General features: G+C 38.7%; 2 protein-coding genes. Both read right to left on the bottom strand.

Annotated features, from left to right (window positions below; translation table 11 throughout):
• Positions 1 to 32: 32 nt before the first annotated feature.
• On the bottom strand, positions 33 to 20,855 hold the full coding sequence (locus H4J52_RS13595; protein ID WP_182224925.1) for a non-ribosomal peptide synthase/polyketide synthase: 20,823 nt from the start codon (positions 20,853 to 20,855) through the stop codon (positions 33 to 35).
• 442 nt (positions 20,856 to 21,297) lie between these two features.
• Complete coding sequence (locus tag H4J52_RS13590) at positions 21,298 to 22,320, bottom strand: TauD/TfdA family dioxygenase (RefSeq protein WP_182224924.1); 1,023 nt, start codon at positions 22,318 to 22,320, stop codon at positions 21,298 to 21,300.
• Positions 22,321 to 22,331 lie beyond the last annotated feature (11 nt).

Below are 22,331 nucleotides of genomic sequence, written 5' to 3'. Positions count from 1 at the left end.
ATTAGCCGATGTTATTATTATAAAAAGAAACGCTATAAAATGAATTCTTCTTCATCTTCTTCTAATTCAAAAGATTCCAATTGCGACTCAACCAACTTAGCAATATTTTCAATAGAAGGTTCGCTAAAGAAATTTTCCAACGTCATCTCTACATCATAGTGTTTTCTCACTCGTCCAACGACTTGGCTTGCAATAAGTGAATGACCACCTAAGTCAAAGAAACTATCTGTCATACTCACTTTTTCAAGTTGTAAAACCTCTTGCCATATTATCGCTAATTGCATCTCTACTTCTGTTCGTGGCGCAATAAATTCGTTGCTAACAATGTTAGCAGTTTTAAGCTCAGGCAATGCTTTACGGTCGACCTTACCATTAATATTCAATGGTAATTTGACCATTTCAATAAAATGATCAGGAAGCATGTAATGAGGCATTTGCTTTTTAAACCATGTTTTTAGTTCTGACCAATCTATACCTGGAGCAACAACGTAAGCAACTAATTTTTTATGCATCGGATTCTCACCAGAAACAACAACAATACAATCTTTTATTTGCGAATGCTCATTAAGAACCGCTTCTATTTCTCCTAATTCTATTCTGAATCCACGAATTTTCACCTGGTGGTCTGTTCGACCAACAAAATCAATATTGCCATCACCTTGAAATCTTGCCAAATCTCCACTTCGATACATTCTGGCGTTACTATCTTCAACAAAAGGATTGTTAACAAATACAGTAGCGTTCAAGTCATCACGGTTCAAATATCCTTTAGCCAGACCATCACCACCTAAATATAATTCACCGATAACGCCTACTGGTACAGGCTGTTGATGTTTATCAAGAATATAAGCCGTTGAATTAGCAATCGGACGACCTATCGGTATAGATCTCTGCTCGTTACTAACTTGATTAATTTTATAACCAACTGAAAATGTGGTGTTTTCTGTCGGCCCATAAAGATTTGATATATTGTGAAGCAGATCAGAACGCTGTAAAGATCTAACCGCTTCAGGGTCTACTACGTCACCACCGACCAAAACAGAGCATAAGGTTACAAACGCATCCGGCACCTCTTTCACTACTTGGGCAAACAGTGTTCCCGTAATAAATAGCGCACTAATTTCATTTTCTCGCAGTGCAGCCGCAAAGTTAACGGGAGATAATACTACATTCTTATCCATGCCAACCAGCTTACCACCATTTAACAACGCCCCCCATAATTCAAAGGTTACCGCATCAAAAGCAATATTTGACAATTGAGCGATACAACTATTTTCGTCAAGCTCAACATAATCTGTGTTCAAGACCAATCGGTTAACAGCCTGATGCGGAATAACAGCACCTTTAGGCTTGCCGGTGGTACCTGACGTATAAATGATATAAGCAGTGCTGGTGCCTTGTGCAGTCATGGTTAAATTATTTTCTGACGCAAGTGCTAACGCAGAGCTAATTGCCTTTAAACACACACAATTTACTGATAAACCTTCAAATACCGTTAAAGCCTCACCGTAACCTATGATGGTTTGAATATTTGCATCTTGCACAATATAGTTCAATCGTTCTTCAGGATAACTCAAATCGAGTGGCACATAAGCACGACCTGTTTTTATTATTGCCAACAGTGCCACAACCCAGTCAGCTCCTGCGCTTAAAGAAAGACCCACATGTTCACCAATGGTGTATTCCTGTTGTAATAACCAGTTGGCTAATTGATTGGCTTTTCTATTTAAAGCACTATAAGTCAGCGTGTCGTTACCAAATTTAACAGCAACATGTTCGGATCTTTGTACTGCTATTTGTTCAAATACGCTCGCCAGATTTTCCTCTGAAGGATAATCACTACTGGTTTCATTCCATTGATAAACCAGTTGTTCTTTTTCTTGGCTGGTGATCATTGGTAATGTTTCAATGTTTTGCTCAGGCGATGCAATGATAGATTGCAACAACACATCAAAATGACCAGCCATACGCTCAATTGTTTGATGATCAAAAAGATCACTATTGTATTCCCAACTGGTTTCCAATCCAGATTCACGCTCAATAACATTAAGGGTCAAATCAAATTTGGCCGTTGTATGCTCCTGTGGGAGCGTTGCTATGGTTAAATCTGGCAATTGTAACTGAGTTGATTCATTGTTTTGTAAAGCAAACATTATTTGGAAAACAGGACTATGGCTGGTACTGCGCTCTACATCCAAAGTTTCAACCAACATTTCAAAAGGTAAACTTTGATGTTCAAAAGCTTCTAATGCTGTCGTTTTCACTTGTGCCAATAAGTCGGTAAAGCTGGGTTCACCACTCAAATTATTTCTTAGTACCAGCGTATTTATAAAGAAACCAATCAATGGTTCTATTTCGCTTTGCGTTCTTCCTGCAATCGGTGTACCCATGACAATATCTGATTCATTACTGTAGCGACTAATTAATACTGAAAAGGCCGCTTGCAATGTCATAAACAAGGTGGTTTTCGCTTTACGACTCAATTCAACCAAACCATCACGACAACTTGCACTAATAGGATGATGATAAAGCTGTCCTTTAGAAGAAGGAGTAGCAGGGCGAACATTATCTAAAGGCAAACTATGCAGTTTTGGCAAATTCGCTAATTTATTGGCCCAATAATCCACATGATCTGTTCTGGCATCCAATGTTAGCCATGTGCGTTGTGCAAAAGCAAAGTCAGAATATTGAATGGCTAAAGGTAATAAAGGATATTCCGAACCTGTTACATAAGATTCATACAAGCTAGCAAACTCATTAAGCAGAATATTCATTGACCAGCCATCAGAAGCAATGTGATGCATATTAACCATTAATACATGACTATCTTGTGTCAGTTTAACAACCAATGCACGGATCATCAGATCAGCATCTAAAGCAAAAGTTTCTGTCGCATGCGCATTAATAACTTCATGCAAGGTAACCGATTTTTCACTTTCATCTAAATAATTCAACTCAATAATCTTCATGGTTAGCGGAGCGAATGATTGAACAATTTGTTCAAGTTCACCATCGTTATCCTGATATGTTGTCCGGAGTATTTCATGCCTTTTTATAATTTCATTAATCGCTTTATTAACATAATTCAGGTTTAACTGACCATCAAACCTAACGGCCATTGGCATGTTATAACTAGAGCCTGTACCTGACATTTGTTCGATAAACCACATACGCTGTTGCGAAAAAGACAAAGGTAAAGATTGAGACCTGTCTACTGGTTGAATCGTCAATGCTGACGACGCATTATCTTTATCGACAATCAGCATTTGCGCAGCAAGTTCTCTGATAGTTGGTGTACTGAATATTGTTTTTAGCGAAACATCCTGCGCCATTTCAGTTCTGATTGCAGATGCAAGACGTGAAGCCAGTAACGAGTGTCCTCCCAATTCAAAGAAATTTGCCGTTACACTAATAGTCCCTATATTTAATAATTCAGACCACACCTGATGCAGTTCCTGCTCTAACGTAGTCACAGGTGCTTCATAGCTTCCCTGAGAATTCTCAGCAAGATCTGGGGCTGGTAATGCGTGGCGATTAATTTTACCGTTTTGCGTCAATGGTAATGCAGGTAAATAAACAAACGCAGTTGGCACCATATACTCAGGTAATGCAGCTAATAACGCCTGTTTCAATGTTAACGTTAACTGCTGTTGCTGATAACTATCAGTGTTTGCTTCATTGCTTCCGGCTGGAAGAATAATATAAGCAACAATAAACTTGTTATCATTAGCTGTACTACGCACCACCACAACAGCATCCGCCACGTTTTCATGTTGGATAAGTTGATTTTGTATCTCACCTAATTCAATTCTGAAACCACGTACTTTTACTTGTTCATCTGTACGACCAAGATATTCCAATGCACCGTCTTTACTTAAGCGTACATAATCACCCGTTCTATACAAACGTCCTTCTGTTTCAGAAGTAATAAAGTCCTTAACAAAACGTTCATTCGTCATTTCCGGACGATTTAAATATCCACGTGCTAATCCGGCACCACCTACATAAAGTTCGCCCGGCATACCCATTGGTAATAATTGTTTTTCCGCATTACAAACATATAAACCTAAGTCTTCCAGTGCGACACCAATATCACTGATTGATGATTGACTATGCTCAGCATGTATGCGGCGATAAGTAACGTGTACTGTTGTTTCAGTAATACCATACATGTTGATCATTTCTGGCGAATTATCGGTAAAGCGTTCAAACCAGGGCAGCAATTTCATTGGCTCTAAAGCTTCACCACCAAAAACAACATAACGTAAACTAAACTGGCGTTCGCAAGGCACAATGTGCTCAAGTAAATTATAGAAAGCAGAAGGTGTTTGGTTTAACACGGTAATGCCCTCTTCTATCAGTAAATTAACAAACTGATCCGGAGAACGACTTATTTCCTGAGAAACGTTAACTAATCGGGCACCATGAATGAGTGCTCCCCATGTTTCCCAAACAGCAAAGTCAAAGGAAAATGAATGAAATAATGTCCAGGCATCTTCAGCATTGAAATTAAAATGCTTTTTGCTTGAAGTAAATAAACGCAATACATTTTGGTGTTCAATTAAAACGCCTTTTGGCTGTCCCGTTGAACCCGATGTATAAATAACATAAGCCAGATTTGATGCTAATACTGCAACCAAAGGGTTAACACTCGACTCTTGTTCAATTTCAGCTGCAAGTGTATCAGTACACAAGCAAATGGTTTCTTCAAATCCTATTTGTTCAACCAACCCGGCATCAGTAATAACAATGCTTAATTGCGCATCTTCTACCATGTAATGCAGTCGTTCTTTCGGGTAAGCCGGATCAAGAGGTACATATGCCCCACCGGCTTTAAGTACCGCCAGCATACCAATGATCATATCAGCAGAACGATTAAAACACAGACCAACTAAATCATCAGGGTTAACACCTTCAGCAATGAGTTTATGCGCTAATTGATTCGCTTGAGCATTAAGCTCACCGTAACTGGTTGTTATACCATCATAGCTAAGCGCTACTGACTGTGGATTAAGCTGTACTTGTTGTTCAAATTTCTGATGAATCGTTATTTCACCTTCATTTGTCTCAATAAAATCACGAGCAACTTTAGGCTGACCAGCCAATACCAGTACTTGCCGTGCTGTATCGTTCATCATTGGCAAACAAAGAATTGTTTCAGCTGAATCTTTTATTATGCTATCTAACAATACCGTGAAACATTTAGCCATTTGCTCTATTGATTCTTGTGCAAATAAATCTCGGTTGTATTCCCAATTAACGCTAAGTCCATCTGCTTGTTCACTCATTGTTAACGTAAGATCAAATTTAGCTAGCGTTCTTTCCTGCTTAACTCTGCTTAAACTGATGTCTTCCATATTCTCTAAAGGCTGTTCATTGTTTTGCAAAACAAACATTATTTGGAACAGCGGGGTATAACTCAGACTACGCTCTGGCTGCAAATTTTCTACCAACATTTCAAATGGAACATGCTGATGAGCAAATGCATCCAGTGAAACTTGTCTTGCTTGCGCTAATACAGCGTCAAAACTCGGGTTATTGTCTAAATCAAGGCGTAGCACTAAAGTATTAACAAAAAAGCCAATCAAGGATTCTACTTCAGCCTGAGTTCTGCCCGCAACAGGCGTCCCCATAACAATATCGGTTTCATTGCTATAGCGGCTTAATAGTACAGAAAATGCCGCTTGCAATGTCATAAACAACGTTGTACTGCTGCGTTTACTTAGTTCATTTAATCCGTTAGCACATGAACCACTGATGTTGTGATTATAAACAGCGCCATGATAAGTCTTTTCTGCAGGCCTTGAGTAATCTAACGGTAAATCATGTAAAGGGGGTAAACCGTTTAGTTTCTGCTCCCAATATGACAATTGTTGTTCAAGCACAGAGCCATTCAACCACTGACGCTGCCAATGAGCATAATCAGCATATTGAATATTCAAAGGCGTTAACGGATCAGTATCACCTGCTATATAAGCTTTATACAGCTGAGTAAACTCGCTGATTAATACACTCATTGACCAGCCATCTGAAGCAATATGATGCATATTAAACAAGATCACGTGTGAATTACTGTTTTCACGTACAAGTGTTACACGCAACATCAAGTCTGTAGACAAATCAAAAGAACGTAAAGCATGTTCATTAACCAACGCTTCCAAATTACTATCACTGGTCGGTAAATCGATTAAAGGTATTAACACTTCTTTAGGTTCAAGAATAACTTGGACCGCTTGTCCTTCCTGAGTTTTAAACACTGTTCTTAAGCTTTCATGGCGAGCAATGATGGTATCAAAAGCACGTTGTAGTGCGTCGATGTTTAAATTACCCTGAAAACGAATAGCCATTGGCATATTGTAATTTGCCGATGCTGTATCCATTTGGTCAATAAACCATAAACGTTGCTGAGCAAATGACAATGGCAAGTCTTCTGTTCTGGATACTGATTCTATCGCAGCCAAACCAGTAGTTTGAACATCTTCATTGCCTAGTTTTTCGTCTATTTCCTCGGCTAATGCCCGAATTGTAGATTTTTCAAATAGCATTTTTAACGGTAGTTCAACCGATAAGCTTTGGCGAATAGCCGAAACCAAACGCGTTGCCAATAACGAGTGTCCACCTAATTCAAAGAAGTTAGCGGTAACACTCACTTGCGTTAACTTAAGTATATCTGACCAAAGTGTGTGCAAACTTTTTTCAGTATTTGTAACTGGCGCTTCATAGTTTGCTGATATTGCGCTTGATATATCAATTGCCGGCAGGGCTGCACGATCAAGCTTACCATTACTTGTTAAAGGTAATGTATCCAAAATCACCACAAAAGTAGGAACCATATACTCAGGTAATCTATCTTGTAACCAGGCTTTTAACGTATCTCCACTTTCCTCTGACACCGCGTATGCTACCAATTGTTTATCGTGTGACGTTTCGCCTCGCACAACCAAAATACAATGATGAACGCTCTCATGCTCTTGCAGTACTGATTCTACCTCGCCTAATTCAATTCTAAATCCACGAATTTTTACTTGATGGTCAACACGGCCAAGATATTCAATATCACCGGAGGGTAAATATTGTGCTAAATCCCCTGTTCGATAAAGCTTAGCTGACGGCTCCTGACTAAATGGATGTTTAATAAATTTTTGCTGAGTTAATTCTTTCTGATTAAGATAACCCAGCGCTAAACCATCACCGCCAAGGTATAATTCACCTTTCACACCAACAGGAACAGGTTGTTGATTAATATCTAATATATAAGCAGTTGAGTTAGCAATAGGACGACCTATCGGTACGGATTTTTGATCCTTATCTACTTGTTTAATTTCATGACACACAGAAAAGGTAGTATTTTCTGTCGGTCCATATCCATTTAACAAACGCTTGGGTGGTGCAGACGCTAATAAAGCTCTGATAGCGTCAGGTTCTAATGCTTCGCCACCCACTATAACGGTCGATACAGTTGAAAATGCATCAGGCACTTCTTTCACTACCTGATTAAACAATGCTCCGGTAATGAATAACACGCTGATTTCCTTTTCTCGCAATGCGCCAGCCAAATCAACCGGTGATAAAATAATATCGTTGGCAATATCAACCAGCGTACCACCGTTTAACAATGCTCCCCATAACTCAAAAGTTACCGCGTCAAATGCCGTATTAGACAACTGTGCAAGATTATCTTGTGGCTGTAAATTAACATAATTTGTGTTCAAAACTAAACGCAGCACGCCTTTTTGCGGCACCATCACACCTTTAGGCTGACCTGTTGTGCCTGAAGTGTAGGTAATATAAGCCAAAGTATTGCTGGATATTATACACTCCAAATTATGGTTTGGTTGCAGCGCTAACGCTTGTTTTATCGCAGCAAGAAAAATAACGTTTTCTATCGCTGGTATCTGTTCAAGTTGTGCATCGTTGCCTATCACCCAACGTAGTTCAGCATCTTGGGCAATATAACGCAAACGTTCAGCCGGATAACTCGGATCTAGCGGCACATATGTCGCACCCAATTTAATGATTGCTAACACAGTAACAGCCCAATCAATACTTGAAGGTAATGCAACACCCACAAATTCACCTACATCAACACCTTCTGAGTGTAACCAGTGGGCTAACTGATTCGCTTGCTCATTTAATTCACTATAGCTTAACTTCGCCTCGTCATAATGCAATGCAGTAGCATCACCATCTTTTGCTACTTGCTGTTCAAAAATATTCGCTAAATTAGCATTCTCCGGATATTGTGTTGAGGTTTGATTCCACTCGTGAATACATTGTTCCCTCTCTTCTTTACTTAGCATAGACAAAGCACCCACAGACTCTTCAGCCTTGTTTAGCATATCGATAAAGATGTTACTAAGATGCCCCATCATTTGCTCAATCTTATCGGATGTAAATTGACCTGTTTGATAACAAAATTCAACCGACAATGTTTCTTGTGCAACGGCAATAAGTGCCAAGGGATAATTGGTACGATCGCTATTACCAATACGGGTAAAATCTAATGCACCTTCCTGAGTTCTAGTCGGGAAGTTTTCAAAAACTAACAAGCTATGGAACAAGGCGTGTTGATTAACAATTTCACTCCACTGCTGAACATCAGACAATGGTGAATATTCAAATTCTCGCATATTTAAATTGGTTTGCTGAATCTCCTGCAACCAATCTTTCAAACTCAAGTCAAAACCTAACGCTACCGGTACAGGCAAGGTATTGATAAATAATCCAAGTATTTGCTCAACACCGGCTAAATCTGCAGGTCGTCCTGATGTGGTAGAGCCAAACAATACTTTTTTCTGCCCGCTGTAAGCCCCAAGTAAAAGCGACCATGCAGCCTGAACTAAGGTATTCATAGTAACACGGCAACTTTTCGCCAACGTTTGTAATTGAGCTGTCACATCTACAGGCAAGGTTAAATGTTGCTTGTTATAACCAAAATCATTTTTATCGTTATGCATAGGCAATGCAGTTGGCTCATCAATACCAGCCAAAGAAGAACGCCAGAAGCTTTCTGCTTTAGACATGTCTTGATTTTGCAACCACTCAATGTAAGCAGAAAAAGGACGAGGTACACCTGGGTTCCAATCTTGACCACTGATTGATTTATTGTAGCAATCTAATAATTCTCCCATCAATATACCGGTACACCAGCCATCAAGTAATAAATGATGACGACTCCAGACCAAATAATAAGACGTTTCGCTAAGCTGAATAAGCGCTACACGCATAAGTGGAGCTTGTTGAAAATCAAAGCCACTTGCTCTGTCTTTCGTCAGGTATTCTTCCAGCTTTTCTTGCTGCTCTTCACTCGAATAAGTTTGCCAGTCTTCAATAGTGATCGGCATAACCGCTGATTTTTCTATCAATTGAACAGGTGCGTCGATGCCTTCCCAAATAAATCGCGTGCGCAATATATCATGACGTTCAATCAGTTTTTGCCAACAATTTTTAAAGTGTTCAATATCCAGTTCGCCTTCAACAATGCCGCTAAGTTGATTGAAATAAACACTTTCATCAGGAGATAATCGCTCGTGAAACAGAATACCTTCCTGCATTGGCGATAAAGGATAAGCATCTTTAGTTAAGCGCCACTGTGGAACACTTTGAATTGTGTCTATTTGCGATTGTGTGATGTTAAGTAATGGGTAATCTGAAGGTGATACTCCGCCACTTAGAGGTTCTTGGCAATGTAACACAATAGATTTTAAGGCCTGAATATAATCACTCCCTAACTTTTCAATAGTAGCACTATCAAAATAAGCGTTTGAATAGCTCCATGTAATTTGAAATTTACCATTAAAAACCGCACCGCCAACATCAATTAAACTATGACGTTTACCGTTTAGATCCTGATTTGGAGCTTTCTCTTCTGTCGCAGAACTCAACCAGCTTTTTGATGCATCCAAATTATCAAATTGTCCCAGATAATTAAATGTAATTTCAGGGTTAACCACTAAAGAGGCACGCACTTCATCATCAGAATGAAGATATCGTAATGCCCCGTAACCAATACCGTTGTTAGGAATACTTCTCAGGTGTTCTTTAATTGATAATATCGATTGACGCATATCATTTGAACACGCAGGTAGTGCCACTGGAAATAAATTAGTAAACCAGCCCACTGTTCGACTCACGTCAAAAGAATCATTTACTAATTCCCGGCCATGTCCTTCCAAACTGATTAAACATGTTTCAGAATCCATCCAATTACATAAAGTCTGCGACAATGCGGTTAATAAAATATCATTAATACGGGTACGATACACTTCAGGAATTTTTTTCAACAATGCTGTAGTGTCAGCAATATCTAACTCAAATGACAACCTTTCTGTCGAATCTACGGTATTGCTGCCATTTTCAAAATCCTGTGGAATTGGTGCATAAGAGTTGTTTGCAATGGCTTTCCAATAACCCAGCTGTTGTACAACTTTGGATGACATAGCGTATTCAGCTAAACCATGACTCCAATCTAAAACCGAAGTACTTTTTGCCTGTAACTCTATTGTTTGACCAGATTTAGCTTGATTGTAAAAACTAAATAAATCATCCAATAAAATTCTCCACGAAACACCATCGATAACCAAATGATGACAAGTGATAAACAAACGTTCACCGTGCTTTTCACCTAAATTGATATAAGCAACACGCCAGATAGGACCATTTTCAATCGATAAACTGGTTTGTATTTCATCTGTAGTTTGCTTGATTAATGCTGCTACATCGCCACCAGATGCTACAGCTTCTTCTAATGAGATAGTTTGCAGTACATCAAAAGTTTGTACTTGGATCTCTTGTTGCCATTTATCCTGTACAGAAGAGAACTTGCTGCGTAAACTATCATGTTGATGTTGAATAGCGTCTAATGCACTTTTTAACACATCCAGATCAATAGATTCATTCAACTTGAACAGCTGAGATTGGTTCCACTGATTCATATTTCCGTGTTCAAGGCCAAAGAACCAATGCTGGATCGGAGTAATACTTGCGTGCCCGACAACAGGGGCTAATTGATCAATTATTTTTGAAACACTTGTCACAGTAACCACTTGACTCATGGCCAAGATTGTCTGAGTTTCAAAAAGTTGCTTAGGTGTGATCTCCAGACCAACGTCCTTTAATCGAGAAACAATCTGCAAACTAACAATTGAATCACCACCCAGCTCGAAAAAGTTATCGTGAATACCCACCTGAGTTACATTCAGTGTGTTTTTCCAAACCTGAGCGATCTTTCTCTGTAATTCATTTTGCGGCTCACCGTCTTCATGGTGAACAATTACATCCATTGGATTTGGCAATGCTTTTACATCAACCTTACCATTAATGGTTAATGGTAAGGCATCTAAACTCAAGATTAATGATGGCACCATATAGTCGGGTAAAAAGCTACTGGCATGTGCTTTTAACGAATCAGGTTCAACATCACCTACAATATAAGCAACCAGCTGTTTGCTGTCAGTTGAGTTTTCTTTAACAACCACAACAACTTGTTTTACTTTTTCATGTTCAAGTAAGCAAGCTTCAATCTCGCCTAACTCAATTCTAAAACCACGAATTTTTACTTGTTGATCAATTCTCCCCAAGTATTCTAAATCACCATCAACGTTATATTTCGCCAAATCACCACTGCGGTAAAGTTTACTGCTAGTGGTAAGGGAATGATCAATAAAACGTTCTTTAGTAAGTTCTTCTTTACCCAAATACCCTTTGGCTACTCCAGTTCCACCCACATACAATTCACCGCAAACACCTGCAGGAAGTACATTTTTATATTCATCAAGTACGTAAACATTCAAATCAGGCAAGGCTTTACCAATATTACTGACAGATACAAGCAAGTCACTTTCACTTAAACATTTATAAGTTACATGAACCGTTGTCTCTGTAATGCCATACATGTTGATTAATTGGATGTCATCAAGGGCATGACGCTCAGTCCAGGATTTAAGTATGCTGCTTTCCAGCGCTTCACCACCAAAAATTACGTAACGTAACGCTAGTTCATTATGTTTTGCATGATTCTCATCAACGTTATTCAATAACTTAAAGGCAGATGGTGTTTGGTTTAATACCGTTACTTTATACTTTAACAATAAATCATAAAAGCTATCAGACGAACGACTGATCCAATAAGGAACTACAACTAAGTGACCACCATGAAGCAAGGCTCCCCATATTTCCCATACTGAAAAATCAAAGGCATATGAGTGGAATAACGTCCAAACATCTTTGTCTGTGAAGTTGAACAGTGGCTGAGATGTTGAAAATAGTCGTGATACGTTATTATGACTAACCACTACGCCTTTAGGTTGACCTGTCGTACCTGAAGTATAAATAACATAAGCACTCGCATTAGGTTTAAGTGACAAATTCAAATTGTTAGCATCAAATGCTGCCAATTCTGCATCAAGTTCATTCAAATAAATCAATTCATCTGTTTCAGAAAACGGTAGGTTTACTTGTGATTCTGTCAGTACGAACTTAACCTTTGCATCATCAAATATATAACTGATACGGTCTTGTGGTGCTGTCGATTCAACAGGAACATAAACTGCACCCGCTTTCAAAATGGCAATAATTGCTAAAATAGTTAAGTGACTGCGCTCCATACAGATACCGACAAAATCCCCCTCACTAACGCCCTTATCACGCAATAAATTGGCTAACTGGTTGGCTTGTGCGTTTAGCTCTGCATAAGTTAAGTGTACGTCATCAAATGAAACCGCTGTTTTTGTAGCAAACTGTGCTGCTTTTGCTTCAAATGTTTGATGAATTAATTCGGCTCTCAGTTCAGTGTTGCAATCAGAAGTAGCGCATTCAGAAGTAGTGAGTGTTTTTAAATAAGCACTCTCTACAACTGGAGTCATTAACGATAGTTGACTAACTTTACCTTGCTCACCACTATTAACCATGTTGTGCAATAATGCGGTAAAGTGAGCAAGCATGTCGGCAACAACAGCTTGTTCAAATTTGTCCTGCTCATAAATAAGCTCAAATCGGCATTCTTCATCAGGAATAACCATCAAGGTCAAAGGAAAGCCCGTGCCGCCACCTGAAGTTTGATCACCGTTATAAATTGTGATCCCTACTTTATCCTGTAGTTCTTGATTACCTTTACCAATAGGATAGTTTTCAAATACAACGATACTGTCGAACAATGATGCATTTGGTGCAACTTGACTCCAAGACTTAATTTCTTTCAATGGCGTATATTCAAATTCTCGCACTGCTAAATTGGTTGTTTGAATTTGCTTGGTTAACTCAGCAATATTGGCATTACCTTCAATCACCTGGCGAATAGGCAAAGTATTGATGAATAAACCCAGCATGCTATCTGAATCTTCCAACTCTACCGGACGACCTGCCGCTGTAGCACCAAAAACAACATCTTTTTGTCCACTGTATTTTGACAACAAAATTGTCCAGGCAGATTGAATTATAGTATTTAGCGTTACATTACACGCTTGTGCTAACTGGCTTACTGCAGTCGTTAGAATTGGATCCAATGTTTCTACAATGCGACCGTTACCCGTTATTCCCGTTTTGTTTTTAGCTATAGGAAGCGCTGTTGCTCCTTCAACACCAGCTAATTGATTGCTCCAGAAAGATTTAGCAGATGCTTCGTCCTGTTGTGCTAACCAGGCAATATAGTTACGGTAACTTGCCGGCTTTGCTAAAACTAAAGCCTGACCTTCAATACGAGCCTGATAATCTGCTAATATTTCGCTAATGAAAGATGATAAACACCAACCATCCAATAACAAATGATGATAGCTCCATACAACAAGCGCTTCACGTTCAGAACAATGAATAATATTGACGCGAAGTAATGGTGCATTGTCTAACTCGAAATGATGGTTACGATCTTCTTCTAATAAATTTTCAATCGCTTTATTTTGTGCTGTCTTATCCATTTCCTGCCAGTTATGCACTATTAACGGCAAAGTTAACTGGGCTGCAACCACTTGATGTGGAATAGCTACATCTCCCCACAAAAAAGACGTTCGTAAAATATCATGGCGATTAATTGCTGCTTCAAACGCTTTACTGAAAGCATCGATATCAATACCCTGACTAAAGTTGCCAATCACCTGATTAAAATATAATCCCTCTTCAGGCGCCGCCAAACAATGATACAACATCCCCTGTTGAACTGGAGATGCAGGATAGACATCGGCTACTTTAGGATCTTGACGTAACTCTTCAAGTTTTTCAGCGGTCATTTCAGCCAGTTCAAAAGGAGCAACGTCAAAAGAAACTCCGGCCTGCGGACGCACATCATCTTGTTGATGACTAACAATTGCACGTGACAATACCGCAATAGATTGATATTCCAATAATTGTGAGGGGGTAAACACAATATTATTTTGTCTTGCACACGCTATAATTTGCAACGCTTTTATAGAATCGCCACCTAACTTCAAAAATAAATCGTGACGAGTAATAGCATCGTTATTCAACACTTCGCGAGCAATCGCTAATAACGCTTGTTCAGTAGATGAATATGGTGTTTCAATTAAGTCAGCTACCTGACTAATCGTCAACACATTGAAAAGTTGTTGTGGGGTAAACACCAAATTAATTTTACGCGCCTGTGCAATAATTTGTAATGCTTTAATCGAATCACCGCCCATTTGATAGAAATTGGCGTTCACAGAAACTTTTTCTAAACCTAATACTGATTGCCAGATAGAAACAAGCGCTTCTTCAACTTCATCTCTCGGCGCTTGAAGTTTATCAGTTGATTTATGCGCAGAAGGTTCTGGCAAGGCTTTATGATCAACTTTACCATTTGCCGTTAATGGTAATTTATCAAGCACTTCAATCAGGCTAGGAACCATATATTGTGGTAATTTAAGACTAAGCTGGTCAATAACAGTTGAAGCTATGTCTTGCGGTCCAACGATGTAAGCAGCTAATACTAGTTCTGACGTAACAGGATGTTCAACCGGAAGTACACAAACGTCCACCACATCTGCCAGATTGCTGATGATTGTTGCAATTTCACCCGGCTCTACCCGATAACCTCTAATTTTTACTTGTTCGTCCATACGACCAACAAATTCAATATTGCCATCAATTAATTGACGAACGCGATCACCGGTACGGTAAATTTTACCACTTGTTTGAGTATTTAATCGGCTATGGCTAAACGGGTCATTCAAAAAACTGACCTCAGTTAATTCATCACGATTAAAGTAACCCAAAGATACCCCTTCACCACCAATGTATAATTCACCGGCAACACCTTGAGGCACTAATTTTAAATCATTGTCTAAGATATATACGTAGCTGTTTGCTAATGGCTTGCCAATAGGAACAGAGCGGCTTCCATCTAGTGCAGCACCTTTAGAAACGTCATAACTCAGTGCCCCAATGGTACTTTCTGTCGGCCCATAATGGTTGATGATTCTGCAGTCAGGGTTAAGTTCGAGCACTTTGCTCACTAAACCCGGCATTAAGCGCTCGCCACCAAGTAACAAACATTCGGTTGGTAAAATACCTGCCGGATCAGATAATGTCAGCAACCCTTCTAAATGAGAAGGCGTGATCTTCATACAAGTCACAGGTTCCTGCTGCAATGCATCAGCCAATTGATTGGCATCCAAGTTAAATTCAACAGGGAAAAAACGGAAGCAACGACCACTGCATAATGCACCAAACAATGCGGTATAACCTAAATCTGCCGCCATGGTAGACATCGCCAGCATTTGAGCATTTTCTGGTAGTTTCAATTCCAGATGAATACTTTGCAAATAACTCAGTAAATTTCTGTGACTAACTTCAACACCTTTAGGTACACCTGTTGAGCCTGACGTATACAAAATATAGGCAGCTTGATTACTATCAACTTCAATATTAGGGTTATTCGCATCATCACTCAAAGTTGTTAATGCTAAATTAATGCTGGTGATATTTGATCCGAAATTGTAATCACTCTGGCTGATCACTAATTCACATTTTGCTTCCTGAACGATGCTTTCAATTCTTTCAATCGGCCATTCATTATCTACTGGAATAAATATCGCGCCTGCTTTAAGACAAGCAAACATCGACAGTGGATAGTACTCATTTCTAGGCAATAAAATAGCAACTTTTGACTGAGGTTTTATTCCCTGTTCGATTAAAGTATTCGCCAGACAATTGGCCTTTGCATTAAATTCTGCATACGTAAGGCGAATTTTATTAAAAACAATCGCATCTTGTTCACCAAATGCATTTACCTGTTTTTCAAAAACCTGTGCAACAGTCTTTGAAGCTTCAACATTTGTTAACTCTGTTTGCATTGCTTGAGGTTGCTCACGTTGCATTAGCTCAAGCGCTGTATTAACTTCTTTTTCCGTGAACAATTCTTCAATATCAGCTAGCGCAACCTCAGGGTTATTTGAAAGAACATCCAGAGTTTGTTTAAAACCATTAACAATTCGATTGATAGTTTCAGAACGAAACAGTGAAGTATTATATTCAAGCGATCCCTGAAGACCATTCTCCCCTTCTTCTAAAATAAGTAATAAATCAAATTTTGCTGTACTGAAATCTTGCATTAACGGCGTTACCTGAACACCTTCAACGTCAATGCTATTCATCGGCTGATTACGCATCACCATACGTACTTGATACAAAGGTGCTTTTGCTGTACTTCCTGCACTTTTATCTTTATTAACTAAGTTAGAAACTTGATCAAATGGCACGTCTTGATTTTCATAAGCTGCCAACGTTGTTTCTTTAATCTGTTGTAAAAATTGGCTAAAACTTAACGAGCTGTCTACTTTTCCACGCAATACCAATGTATTAACAAAAAATCCAATTAATGACTCAAATTCACTTTCAGTACGGTTAGCGATTGGTGAGCCTATCGTAATATCTGATTGACCGGTAAAACGACTCAGCACTAATTGAAAAGCAGCCAAAGTAGTCATAAATAATGAAGCGCCTTCTTTTAAACACAACGACTTAACGCGTTGGTCTACTTCGCTATCAAACTGAAAATGCTCTCGTGCACCGTTAAAAGTTGGCATTGACGGACGAGGAAAATCCAACGGTAAATCCAGTGTTGGTGATAAGTCAGCAAGCTGTTGTTGCCAATAATCTAATTGTTGTAAAATTGAATCGTCATTCGCCTGACTTAATTGCCACATTGTATAGTCGCCGTATTGCATCGGTAAAGGCGCTATATTGTCTAAATTAAGACCCGCAGTATAATGTTGATAAAATTGTACAAATTCACGAATGATTATGTCGAATGACCAGCCATCGGTAACAATATGGTGAACATTAAGCACCAAAACATGACGTTCAGGAGAGATTACAAATAAACTCGCTTCTATCAGTGGATCATTTGCTAAATCAAACTTACGTTGTCCAATTTTGGCTATCGCTTGCTTGATTGTTTCATCAAGTTGCTCAGCGTCTGTTTGCTCTAGTGAAGTAACGGTAAATGGTAATTCCATAGACGCGTGTATTAGTTGCACTACCTCGTCATTTTGTTCAACCATATTGGTCCGCAATACTTCATGACGGTCAACAATGGCTTGTAAACTTTTTTGCAACGCTTCGCTGTCTAAGGCCCCTTTTAATTCTACCGGGCTACAAATATTGTAAGCACTGGCACCACCACTTAACTGTGTAGTCACCCATAAACTTTTTTGAGCATAAGACAAAGGCAACGGCGAAAGTCTGCTCGGGATCTCCAGCTTATGGCTGGTATTTGTAGTTTGTTTTATTAATTGACTTAGTGCATTAATGGTTGGGTTAGCAAAGAAGTCGCGTACTTCTAATTTGAAATTAAGTTCTTTGCGTACTCGTGTAACAACTCGGGTTGCTAGTAATGAATGCCCACCCACTTCGAAAAAATCATCATTGATACCGATTATTTCAACATTTAAAATATCCTGCCAAATCGTCGCTAAAAGTTTCTCTGTTTCACTACTTGGAGCTACATAAATCGTTTTATTATTACTTTTCGTCCAATCAGGCTCTGGTAACGCTTTCTTGTCCACTTTACCGTTTTTGTTCAGGGGAAGTTGACCTAGAATAATCCACTGTGACGGGATCATCGTATCAGGTATTAATGCTTTTAGGGCGTCACACAACGATGCTAATTGATCATCTTTTAAAGTGGGTGCAACAACATAAGCAGCTAATTGTTTATCATCATCTGATATTGTAAATGCTTTAACCGTAACCGCGGTTACTGACTCACTTTTTAAAATAGCACGTTCAATTTCACCCACTTCAATACGGTGACCACGGACCTTTATTTGATCATCTGTACGGCCTAAATATTCGATACTGCCATCAGCTAAAAAGCGTACTCTATCTCCTGTCGCATAAAGACGTTTAGCCGTGATAGCTTCACAAACAGGACTGATGAACTTTTCATTTGTCAGTGCTTTTTGATCCCAGTAGCCGATAGCCAATCCTGCTCCACCAACATAAAGCTCACCCGCTAATCCGATAGCAAGTGGTTGCTGATGCTGATCTAATACATAAATTTCACTGTTCGCCATTGGGCGACCTATAACCACAGGTCCTGTTGCAGGAGTATTTTCAAATGCTACTTCAAAGCTAAGTACACCCACTGTGGTTTCAGAAGGACCATAATGGTTAATAATTCTAAGCGAAGGAGCAAGCGCACGAACTCGTTGTACCAGCGAATAATCTAAGGCTTCACCACCGAAGACTAATAGTTTTTTAGGTAATAAATTCAATGCCGATTCAGAACTTAATAAAGCACTTAAATGAGACGGTACAATTTTAAGACAATCTATCGGGCTTTCTTCAAGGTAAGCAGCTAATAATTCCGCATCAAGATTCATTTCTTCAGGCAGTAAACTTAATGTTCTGCCTGTACATATTGCACCAAATATGGCGGTATGCCCTAAGTCAGCAGCTATAGTTGATAAAGCAGCCAGGGTGTCGTCAGCCGCTAATGCTAATCTTTGCTCAACACCATTAACATAATTTGTTAAAGAGGCGTGAGATATCACTACCCCTTTAGGATTACCTGTAGAACCTGAGGTATAAATTAAGTAAGCGGCACTATCGCCTGTAACCGATGATTTTACGTTTTGGGTATCACATCCCTCAATTGAAGACCACTCACTGTCTAAGCTAATATTTTTAATAGAATCCGACGTAAAAATTGCCGTCTGACCTTCAACGACATTAGCTTGTGTAAGAATAAATGATACTTGTGCATCACTGATCATATGTTCAATACGTACTTGTGGAAATTCAGGATCAACGGGAACATAAGCTGCACCTGTTTTCAGCACACCTAATATGCCAACAAGAAATAATTCTGAACGACGTAACAATAATCCAACCCGTGCATTTTCACCAATGCCCTCGGCAATCAAATAATTAGCGACTTGGTTAGCTCGGGCATTAAGTTCGCCATAAGTTAAAGTAAGCTCCTTATTACGTACAGCAATAGCCTCTGGTGAATTGGCGGCATAATATTCCACCATTTCATGGATCAAGCTGTTGTTGGAGCTATTATTGAAATTATTGCTAAAATTAGCGCTAAAATCTTGTTTTTCACCTTGAAAACCACCCGTCAATAATAATGATTTTTCTTCCTGGCTAAGGAAATTAATTGATTTTAACGGTGCTTGCTTATTCGTTAATGCTTGCTCAATAAATGCCTCAAACTGCTTTGCAACACGCTCAGCTTTTACTGTCGACAACAAAGCTTCATTAAAAGCAAGTTCAAGTTGATACGCGTCGTTATGAATATAACCCGTTAACTGAATATCAAACCTTTCGTTGTTTACAGCCCACGAATTAACCGCAAAACCACAAGGTGATTCGATGAAGTCGCATTCTTGAATATTACAACCAAGCGAGTAATAAGACTGTTCAGCCACTTCCTGATGACTTGAATAATAATGTAACCAGTTTTGCATTTCTGCTACGTCTGATTGCATTTTTTTGCTAAACGTTTCAATAGAATCTTCGTCTGTTATCGTCGTTTGTAACGGCAAATAATTAGCTAAACCACCACATACATCCATCAACTCATCATAGGTTCTTGAAGAAAAAAGTGTGCCGATTCTTGTGTTGGAGACATCATTTTGAATAGACCAATAAGCAGCCCAGCAGCTTAACAACAATTGAGAAGCTGGGATCTGATGATTGTCAGCTAAATGCTTGATATTAATTTTTGTTTTGCCGCTAAGCGTTAATGGTAATGCTTTAGGTGACCAGCTATCACCTTGGTCTTGAGGTTCTTTTAATAAATGAATTTTCTGCTCTGCAACAACGTTTCTATCATTCCAGAATTTTTTACCCTCTACAGCTTCTTCTGTTTCCATCCCTTCATGAAGCCACTCGGCTACATCAGCGTACTGAAAAGGGTCTTCTGTTGTTTCCAATTTATAATAATAAGCTAAACATTCATTCCAGATATTGATCAATGTTTGTCCATCACCGTAAATTGACGGTATTCTTAACAAAATCTGCGTAAGATCTTCGCCCTGTTCGAGCAATGTAACTTCCAGCGGAGATTTTTGACTTTGGCTATTACAATCAAATTCACTTTCTATCAGTGTTTTCAACTGTTCTTCTGAACAAGACTTTGACTCAATTGACAGGCGTTCTATTTTTATTTCAACTGCGTCTTCTATATATTGCAACGGTATTATATGACCATCAGGACAACGTACTGAGGTACGTAGTAGTTCATGTTTATCGACAACATTTTTAATTGCAGAAATCAATAAGTCAGATGTTATGGCTGACGTTAATTCAAGTAATAAGTGACAATTAAATGCATCATCTAAATTACTACTTAGTGTCCATACTCGTGTCTGATAAGGGGAAACTCGAAATCCGTCTTTAATTATATTGTTCATTATTTCGCTACCAATTCAATCCGTCATTAATAAATTATCTCGTTTTTATAAAATAGGTCTCAAAAACGAAACTAAAAGAAATTCTTATTTTTTAATTATTTATTAGCTTTAATTAGGTACGACATCAATTTTAATAAGTGGCGAACTTCATTGTTAAATTAAATTTTTAACTAAACAAGTCGCTAAATTAGTGTCTATATCTTGAAGATCTAAAAAATACAGAATGGAACTATAGAAGGATGAGATCGAGTTTTCTTTTGGGTTTCATTACGAATATATTATTTTTATCTTAAATTCAGAGATCGACAACACGGAAATAATGATAACCCAACTAAATACAAATTCTAATGGGTATCGCTATTTCTCGTGATTTAACTGCTGAGTTTTAACTGCTGAATTTTAAACATGTACTTATACCCAAACTTCTCAGGTATGTTTTGCTTTAGGTCATGCCAACTAATATTCTGCGTTTACCTTTAAATGGTTTACGACCATGAACAGCTAGCATGTTATCAACTATCATCAAATCATTCTGTTGCCATGGAAAAACTACTTCGTTCTCTTTATAAATACCGCGAATTTCTTCAAGTACACTTTCTTCCAGTGAAGAACCGTCACCATAAAAAGCATGACGAGGCAGTTCTTCCTCAGCATAAATTAACTGTAAAGATTCCTTTATCTCTTGAGGTAAATTTGACACATGAAATAAATGTGCCTGATTAAACCATACATCTTCTTTGGTGACTGGATGCTGGGCAACGCCTTGACAATTTTGCCATGTACGTAATCTTTCACCATTATTTAACCATTCAATATTAATGTCTCTTTCCTTACATTGACTTTCAACATTTAACTTATCCGTTGTTTGAAAAACCTCTTCCCACGGAAGATCTAATTCTCCGTAGTTTCTGACATAACGCACACCCTTTTCAGCAAAACGTTTTCTTATTGCCGGATCAATTTGTTGAAATACTTTACGACTATCTCCTATATGCGTTGATCCACCTTGCTCTGCAGCGGTATGACTATAGAAATACAACGTTGATGGCCATGAAGTGGTATAAGCATTTTCGTTGTGCAATGCTATTTCCTGATCTGCCGGATACTCTGTTGACGTATAAACATTTCCACGAACACTAGATCTTGGTGTCGAGCGGTTAGTGTATTCCAACATCGGTTTATCCGAAATGCTTTGAATTAAGTTTTCAAAACCCTTTTCACCTTCGATTGAAAACCCCCTAAATAAAAGTGCACCATGTTGTAATAGTTCTGTTTCCAGTTGCACTTTATTTTTATTGATCCAATCACTTAGGCTAAGCGAACTATTTTCAGATTTATAGACTAATGGCAACGTATGACCATCGATTTGCCCTCTTGTAACCTCATTACTTGAAGCTACAGGTTTACGCCTGATATTACGAAGGCGTGAAATTCCGGCATTCGGTTGACTGTTTAACTGATTCATTGTTATCACCT

The organism is Colwellia sp. MB02u-14, assembly GCF_014076915.1.
Taxonomy (GTDB): Bacteria; Pseudomonadota; Gammaproteobacteria; order Enterobacterales; family Alteromonadaceae; genus Colwellia_A.
This window is presented reverse-complemented; position numbering and strand designations above follow the sequence as displayed.